The 4,963-nt window shown below is 45.4% G+C and carries 4 protein-coding genes and 2 pseudogenes; 3 read left to right on the plus strand and 3 right to left on the minus strand.

Annotated features, from left to right (window positions below):
• Positions 1-133 (minus strand): annotated as a pseudogene (locus PX482_RS23645) (RNA-guided endonuclease TnpB family protein); the annotation flags it as partial.
• Between the two features lie 194 nt (positions 134-327).
• Here PX482_RS23645 and PX482_RS23650 point away from each other — a divergent pair.
• From PX482_RS23650 to PX482_RS23660, 3 genes are all read left to right on the plus strand, one after another.
• Positions 328-564 carry a hypothetical protein gene (locus tag PX482_RS23650; protein WP_043996943.1) on the plus strand — a complete coding sequence of 79 codons (237 nt, stop codon included), beginning with the start codon at positions 328-330 and terminating at the stop codon, positions 562-564.
• 82 nt (positions 565-646) lie between these two features.
• Positions 647-1,810 carry a GuaB3 family IMP dehydrogenase-related protein gene (locus PX482_RS23655; protein ID WP_002758760.1) on the plus strand — a complete coding sequence of 388 codons (1,164 nt, stop codon included), beginning with the start codon at positions 647-649 and terminating at the stop codon, positions 1,808-1,810.
• 320 nt (positions 1,811-2,130) lie between these two features.
• Positions 2,131-2,472, plus strand: coding sequence for a DUF760 domain-containing protein (locus PX482_RS23660; RefSeq protein ID WP_002758759.1), 342 nt, complete (start codon positions 2,131-2,133; stop codon positions 2,470-2,472).
• Positions 2,473-2,636: 164 nt separating this feature from the next.
• Here PX482_RS23660 and PX482_RS23665 read toward each other — a convergent pair whose 3' ends face one another.
• Positions 2,637-4,490 (minus strand): hypothetical protein, encoded by a 1,854-nt coding sequence (locus PX482_RS23665; RefSeq protein WP_288123108.1) that lies wholly within the window; start codon positions 4,488-4,490, stop codon positions 2,637-2,639.
• Between the two features lie 90 nt (positions 4,491-4,580).
• Positions 4,581-4,844 (minus strand): annotated as a pseudogene (locus PX482_RS23670) (zinc ribbon domain-containing protein); the annotation flags it as partial.
• Positions 4,845-4,963: the final 119 nt, after the last annotated feature.

Here is a 4,963-nt window from a genome sequence, read left to right on the forward strand (position 1 = left end):
TCTTACCCGTACCTTTTGTATCCATCCATAACCTTACACATTTGTTACGGATGAATTGAGCAGTACGAATAGCATCGTCTATGGCTTGATACTGTTGAGTTTTAGCTTTAACTTTAAACTCTAAGACAAACATTTTACGCAGGGGGGACTTAGACAAAATCAGTATAGCACAATAAAAGTTAAGTTAACAAGATATAGTTTAAAAAGCCGTCCTAAAAGGACGGGGCTTTAACCCAAAATTTCGGTAAGTAAACTGTTCAGTATCTAACCCTCTGCCGATTGCCTCAGTTGATTCCTATTCAAATCAGGTAATTTTAGTTGCTCGCCATGGAAATCTGGATTATTTTACGTTTTTCAATCGCCGCTGCCATTATCGCTTTAGTTTGCTGGTCTTTAGCCAGTGCCGTGCGCGATAGTTGGCAAGTTGCCCGACGGATGCACTCCATCCCTTGCTCCCACTGCCGCTACTTTACCAACGATTATCGCCTCAAATGTAGTGTACAACCCAGGAGCGCCAACACCGAACAAGCGATCGACTGTGGCGATTATTTTCCTGATGCCTAGTCTGCCATAATACCGAAAAGCTGTTCGAGATGGTGCGAAATTTGCTAGTCTAGGCTAAATAGGTCTGAAATAGTATAGAAACGTGGATACAATTATTGGTCGGGGCAAAACAGCCCGTAGAGCTTACGGTATCGATGAAATCGCACTTGTACCCGGAGTGCGAACCCTCGATCCTAGTTTAGCCGATACCCGTTGGTCTCTCGGCAATATCGAGCGGGAAATCCCGATTATCGCCAGCGCTATGGATGGGGTGGTGGATACTAAAATGGCCGTCCTTCTCTCCGAGTTGGGGGCGCTAGGGGTACTAAACCTCGAAGGTATTCAAACTCGTTACGAGGATCCTAACCCGATTCTCGATCGCATTACCGCAGTCGGCAAAGCAGAATTCGTCGGTTTAATGCAGGAACTCTACGCAGAACCGATTAAACCGCAACTAATCGAGCTTCGTATCCAAGAAATTCAAGAAAAAGGCGGTATTGCGGCAGTTAGCCTCACCCCTGCCGGTGCCGTCAAATACGGTGCTATCGTTGCCCAAGCAGCGGCCGATATTCTCTTTGTCCAAGCAACCGTCGTTTCCACTGCCCATTTATCCCCAGAAGCTATCACCCCCCTCGATTTAGTACAACTGTGTCAAGAAATGCCCATTCCCGTGGTTTTGGGTAACTGCGTCACCTACGAAGTCGCCCTTAACCTGATGAAAACCGGGGCAGCCGGGGTTTTAGTCGGTATCGGTCCGGGGGCTGCCTGTACTTCTCGCGGCGTTTTAGGAGTGGGAGTTCCCCAGGCCACTGCTGTGGCCGATTGTGCCGCCGCTAGGGACGATTTTTTCCGAGAAACCGGTAAATACGTCCCCGTTATTGCCGATGGCGGCATTATTACCGGCGGTGATATCTGCAAATGTATCGCCTGTGGCGCCGATGCGGTGATGATTGGTTCTCCCATTGCCCGGTCCGTGGAGGCCCCCGGCCGCGGTTTTCACTGGGGTATGGCCACACCTAGTCCGGTTCTACCCCGGGGAACCAGGATTAGTGTGGGCAGTACGGGAACTATTGCCGAAATCCTCGTTGGACCGGCAAAATTAGATGATGGTACTCATAACCTCCTAGGGGCGCTGAAAACCAGTATGGGGACTTTAGGTGCTAAGAACTTAAAGGAAATGCAACAGGTGGAAGTGGTGATTGCCCCCTCGCTGCTGACGGAGGGTAAAGTCTATCAAAAGGCCCAGCAGTTAGGTATGGGTAAATAAAAGTTATCGGTGAACAGTGATCGGTTATCTGCTTCTCGGAGCAGTTTTTGATTTTTGCCAGAGATGGATTTTCTGCTTGGGATTACCATCACCTTCGGGTTCGGTTCTACCGACTGCCACTATCTCAAAAAACTGTTAAATTGGAAGGGAGCATCTCATTTATGCAAGCGAGTAATTATACTTGTCCCTAAAACTGGTTTCTAGCAAGGCTTTCAAAATAGCTTGACATAAAACCTGATTTAGGAGTTACAAAGGTGAAATGCTCCCAATTGGAAGAACCAAAAGGATAATTTAAAAAAATTGAGTTAAGGAGATCAAAGGTGTATAGAGAAAACGATCGCCCTCACAATTTATTCGGTACCGATAGTGAATTTTCCGAGAGTTTGTGGCAGTATGTCCAGACCTTAAGTCCCGAAACAATCGCCCAACTCTCGAAACCAGAATCCCAAGAGGTTTTCCAAGTGATGGAACGCAACATTATCGGACTTTTGGGCAACCTTCCTTCCGAACATTTCGGTGTCACTATCAGTACCAGTCGCGAACATCTGGGCCGGTTATTGGCCTCGGCAATGATGAGTGGTTACTTTCTCCGCAATGCTGAACAGAGAATGAATTTTGAAAGATCCCTCGCTACTCTCCAGAGCGGTTCTAGCGATTTTTAAAGTTGAGCGGTAGTTAGGTTAGTTGGAAAGGGAAAAAGAAGCAATCGGTAATCAGCTATCAGTTGTCCATTTTTAGTTGTCTTTTATTGCATTAGTTAGCCATATAACTTTTATCTGACTAATAACTGATAACTGATAACTGATAACTGATAACTGATAACTGATTAAAGACAATTTTGCTGCCAGATTAGCTCTTTTTCGATTCCCTGTTTTTCTCCGGGGGGGACAGTCCTTTCCCGCATAATATAAAGTTGCAGGGATTTAATCTGTTGATCCCTACTGTGCTGCTGATTCCAGTTTTGACAGAGATACTGACCAAACTCTCCATAAACTGACCGACCGATAGCTCGATTAAGATTAATAAAATATACCCGCCACTGCATGGTTTTATACAAACGATTGCGATCGCTATCCGTGGGTTTATCCCAAATTACCGGCTGTCCTTCTCTAAATATATCTACCGTGGAACCATCGGCTAATTGACTGACTGCCACAAACCAAGCATCATCGCGAGGGGGACTAGGGGAAAAAATAGTCCAATATTGGTCTAAACGGGTAACTCTTGCCAGAATATCAATTGTATTAAAAGTACGACGGGTGAGCAAGCGATCAAGAGACTTAATTAGAGGTGTATTTAAATCGCCTCTATCGACCGATTGCCGGACAAAACTGCGTAAATTCCAGATACTCGTCAACAAGAAGAAGAAAATTACCAAAATATTTAAAGGTAAAGAGGATTTAATCGTCAGGGGACGAAACTTGAGAGGTTTGGTGAAATTGCCCATAAAACGACGATGGGAGGCAATCCACTCATAAATTCTCGTTCCCAGGGTCATAAGGGGCGGTAAACGCAAAATTGGCGCTAAAAACCAGAAAATTGGCGAAAGACTGACAATATAAACCAATGCTGACCATTTAAACCGACGTTTTCCCTGCCAATCTTCCACTACCCAAGAATTTTGGGCCACCATATCCTCGTATATTGAGGGGTTATCCTGCGCGACTAACAGGGGAGTGCCGGGTAAAATGAGAAACGTGCGGAGAAGATGAACAACTTTCTTGCAAAATCCACAATCTCGATCATAATTAATCCTTAAACCTTCCCTTTCTGGGTTTATTATCCGTTTTTGTCCCCAATCCCAGACTAAGCTAGGGATGATCGGCAACCAATAGGTAACACTCAAGAAAGGGAAAACCCCTAAATGTAGAATCAGCGCAAAAACCGTATGCAAGAAAATAAAGGAAACTACGGCGATTATTTTAAATAAACTATTGCGAAAGGGAACAAACATCAATAGCGGACCGAACCATTCAAAGCCTAGGGCTGAAATTGTCAGGAATTTGAGGAATTGCTGCGGTAAAGTCAGTAAAAAACTCCCGAAAGCGGTAGCGTATTGATCGTAACTAAGAGAGTAATAAACGGCTGTACCGTCGGGCCACCAAGTCTCACTTTTGAGTTTAAAAACCACTGACCACATATATATGTAACACACCTGTATCATAAAAGCCACCGTGGCGGCCGAAACTACGCGCTTGGGTAGGGGGTTGGGATTGGTGTTTAAGGCACTTTCCACGGAATAACAGGCACCAAGGGGTAAAAACATCGCCCAGAATAATACTGCCCGGATTACGTCATCGGCGGCAAATAGTAACAGGGGGTTGCGATGATGTAAAGAGACGATTAGCGCCCAAGTGGCGATCGTGGCTAAACGGGTATGATAGCCAATTAAAAGCAATAATGCGATCGCTATAGCGACAATAAACAGGATACTCTGCACCAGCACCGAGTCACTGAGAGCAAAAATAGACCAGTAAAAAGGACTAGCAGAGACTTTCGATAAGCTTCCTAGGGGTAAAACCCCCAATCCGCTGTAATGGGCAGTTACTTGGCTAAAACGAACCGATAAATCTACTAAAACCACTAACGCCAAGGCAATGCGAAATAAAGCCAGCGATCGCAGGTCAAACCCGAAAATCTCTGCCAGTCTTTGTCCAAATGATTTTGTCATTATCGCCATAGGATGATGATTCCCTCCACTTCTTCAATAAACCTACTTTTTGACTCTCCCCCGCTAACCGCTCGCACGGTGTAGCGGGGGATTCTTGGTTCATCTGCTCTTGACTAGATCAAACAGGTTTAACTGAACGATCCCCGTTAGATCGCCTCCGCAAGCGTTTTCTAACAGGGTCAGTCCGACCGCGTTTTTTCCTCGGTTCTCGATTACCTTCGCCGATGCCGTATCTCTCGGTTCGATGTGACCACAAGAATCGCATCGGTGAACTCTTTCCGATAACGACTTTTTACCAGTGAACGCGCCACAATTAGGACACTCTTGCGAAGTTCCGTTTTTATCAACCTTAAGATAATATCGCCAATTCAAAAATGAAACGCATCAACCTCAAGAGTTGACAAAGAAAGGCTCATCAGGTACTGTCTGATCATTAACAAAAACAAATCAGACCCAAAAACGAAGCCCCCAACATCTTAACA

The sequence above is a fragment of the Microcystis sp. M53602_WE12 genome (assembly GCF_030065455.1).
GTDB lineage: Bacteria > Cyanobacteriota > Cyanobacteriia > Cyanobacteriales > Microcystaceae > Microcystis > Microcystis aeruginosa.